Source organism: Streptomyces graminilatus (assembly GCF_001418565.1).
Lineage (GTDB): Bacteria > Actinomycetota > Actinomycetes > Streptomycetales > Streptomycetaceae > Streptomyces > Streptomyces graminilatus.
Genome location: NZ_LIQQ01000738.1, coordinates 1 through 2,975 on the forward strand (window position 1 = coordinate 1; position 2,975 = coordinate 2,975).

Consider the following 2,975-nt stretch of genomic DNA (forward strand, 5'->3'; position numbering starts at 1 on the left):
GGTCCGTCTTGTCGGTCACGGTGATCGCCTGGCGTTCGTGTCCTTGGGGCCGCTTGCCGCAGGTGTTCGTCGGGGTCGGCGGCCGGGGTTTCTCGCCTCGTCGCGCCGGTCACAGCGATCCCCCGGCGTTCGCGCCCCTGGAGCCGCTCGCCGCAGGTGTTCGTCGGGGTCGGCCGCCGGGGCGTCTCGCCCCATCGCGCCGATCACGGCAAATCCCCCCACCGCACCGGATATCCGCTGAGCGGAACTTTGCTCACCGTTTATCGGATTGGTAAAGAACGCGGCCCACCCCCTGGTCACAGCTCCCGTGCAGCGGCGAGGATCGTCATGACCAGATCAAGCACAACTACCCACGGGGACGGTTCTCTTGACAGGCACCACACCGACGAGGCGAGCCGCAGCGCTCGGCTCGGCCGGAGCACTCGTCACGGCGACCCTGATAGCCGGCGCCATCGCGGCGCCCTCGGCCAACGCGAACGCCCGCCACGGCCAGAACTCCGAGACGCGCGGCGCGGCCGTCGCCGCCGCTCGTGCCGCGAAGGCGGGCATCGACTGGCAGGACTGCCCGGCGGACTGGGGCCTGGAGAAGCCGATCCAGTGCGGCTGGGTCACGGTGCCGCTCGACTACGCGAAGCCGTCCGGCAAGCAGATCAAGATCGCCGTCGACCGCATCGGCAACACGGGCACGAAGGACGAGCGGCAGGGCGCGCTCGTCTACAACCCGGGTGGACCGGGCGGCTCCGGCCTGCGCTTCCCGCGCCGGGTCACGACCAAGAACCCGCTGTGGACCAACGTGTCCAAGGCGTACGACTTCGTGGGCTTCGACCCGCGCGGAGTCGGTCACTCGGCGCCCATCTCCTGCATCGACCCGCAGGAGTTCGTGAAGGCGCCCAAGGCCGACCCGGTGCCGGACACCGAGGCGGACAAGCTCGCCCAGCGCAAGCTGGCCCGTGAGTACGCCGAGGGCTGCTACAAGCGCAACAGCGAGATGCTCCCGTACATGACCACGCCGAACACCGTGCGTGACCTGGACGTCATCCGTGCCGCGCTGGGGGAGGAGAAGCTCAACTTCCTCGGTGTGTCGTACGGGACGTACATCGCGGCCGTCTACGGCACGCTCTACCCGAGTCACGTCCGCCGCATGATCGCCGACAGCGTGGTCAACCCGTCGCGAGAGACGATCTGGTACGGGGCCAACCTCGACCAGGACGTCGCGTTCCAGACGCGCTGGAACGACTGGCAGGACTGGGTCGCCCAGAACGACGCCGTCTACCACCTCGGCACCACGCGGGCCCAGGTGGAGGCGAAGTGGCTGGAGCTGCGGGCCACCGCCAAGAAGGACCCGATCGGCGGGCTCGTCGGACCGGCCGAGCTGATCGGCTTCTTCCAGAAGGCCCCGTACTACGACTCGTCGTGGAGCCCGGTCGCCACCGTGTTCAGCAAGTACTTCGCGGGTGACACCAAGGCGCTCGTCGACGCGGCGGCCCCCAACCTCTCGGACACCGCGGGCAACGTGGCCTCGGAGAACCTCAACGCCGTCTACACGGCCGTCGTGTGCACCGACGCCAAGTGGCCCACCAGCTGGAAGAAGTGGGACCGGGACAACACCCGGCTGCACAAGGACTACCCGTTCCTGACCTGGGCCAACGCCTGGATGAACCTGCCGTGCGCGACCTGGCCGGTCAAGCAGCAGACCGCGGTGAACGTGAAGTCCGGCAAGGGCCTGCCGCCCGTACTGGTCGTGCAGTCCGAGCGTGACGCGGCCACCCCTTACGGCGGTGGCGTCGAACTGCACAAGCGCTTCAAGGGCTCCCGCCTGATCACGGAGAAGGACGCGGGCTCCCACGGCGTGACCGGGCTCATCAACCCCTGCATCAATGAGCGGGTGGACACCTACCTGCTCACCGGCAAGGTGGACGCGGCGGACGTGACCTGCGCCCCGCACGCCACCCCGAAGCCGTAACCGTAGTACGAGGTGAGGGGCGGCCGGAATTCCTCGGGCCGCCCCTTCCCGTCACGTGAGCCAGACGTCCTCCGCCGCGTAGTCGAAGAGGTCGCCGTACGCCTCGTACATCTTGGGGTACGCCTCCCGCCAGTCCCGCCCGGCCAGTCGGCCCTCGATCCAGGCGACGGTCTCCGGCAGGCGCTGCGCGTACGTGACGACGGGGCGGTAGCCCAACTCCCGTTCCGCGGCCGACATGTCGCACACCACGGGCACCGGAACCGACCACGGTGTGTCGCCCACGGTGGGCGCCGGCGGCGGACCGTCCACGAGGACGTTCTCCACCTCCACCCCCATCACCGCGTCGATGGCCCCGGCGATCTCCGCCACCGTCGGCGCCTCGGCGTCCACGGCGTTCAGGACGCGGGCACCCGGGAGCGCGGCGGCCAGCCGGATCAGCTCGGCGATGTTGTGGACGCTCGCCGGATGGAAACGGCTCCCGCCGCCGTGGGCGAGGACGCGCCGACGGCGCCCGTCCAGGTTGCGCTTGACGAAGTACAGCTCGCGCGGGGTACGGCAGTACGGCCCGTGGATCGCGCCCGCCCGCAGCAGCGTGGCCGGCAACCGGTCGCCGAGGGCGAGGAGTTCACGTTCGAGGCCCGCCTTCCGGGTGCTGTACGAGTTCTCGCCCGGCCGGACCGTGCGCTGGTCCTCGGGGACGGGCACCGGGTACTCGGGGAAGCCGTCGGGCTCGGCCTGCGTGTCGAAGTTCCGGCCCTTGTCGTCCTCGTACACGGACACACTGGAGATCGCCACCACCGACCCGACCCGCCCGGCGAGAGAGGCCAACTGCCGTGCGTGCTCGGGCCCGTAGGCCACCATGTCCACGAGGACATCGCACCCGTCGGCCACGGCGGCGGCCAGCGCCGCGTCGTCCGCCCGGTCCGCGGCCGTGACCCGTACCTCGTCCGGCCAGGTCCCGTCCCGGCCGCCGCCGCGCGAGAGCGCGGTCACCTCCCACCCGTCCCGGGCG

General features: G+C 70.6%; 2 protein-coding genes. One reads left to right on the top strand and one right to left on the bottom strand.

Features of this window, described 5'->3' with window-relative positions:
• Positions 1–367: 367 nt before the first annotated feature.
• A complete protein-coding gene (locus tag AOK08_RS40850) occupies positions 368–1,963 on the top strand; it encodes an alpha/beta hydrolase (RefSeq protein WP_055535507.1) in 1,596 nt (531 codons plus the stop codon).
• A 51-nt stretch (positions 1,964–2,014) separates the two neighbouring features.
• On the opposite strand, the gene AOK08_RS40855 is transcribed toward AOK08_RS40850, so the two are convergent.
• Positions 2,015–2,975, bottom strand: a 961-nt coding sequence (locus AOK08_RS40855; protein ID WP_055535510.1) for an NAD-dependent epimerase/dehydratase family protein, incomplete at its 5' end; no start/stop codon positions are given.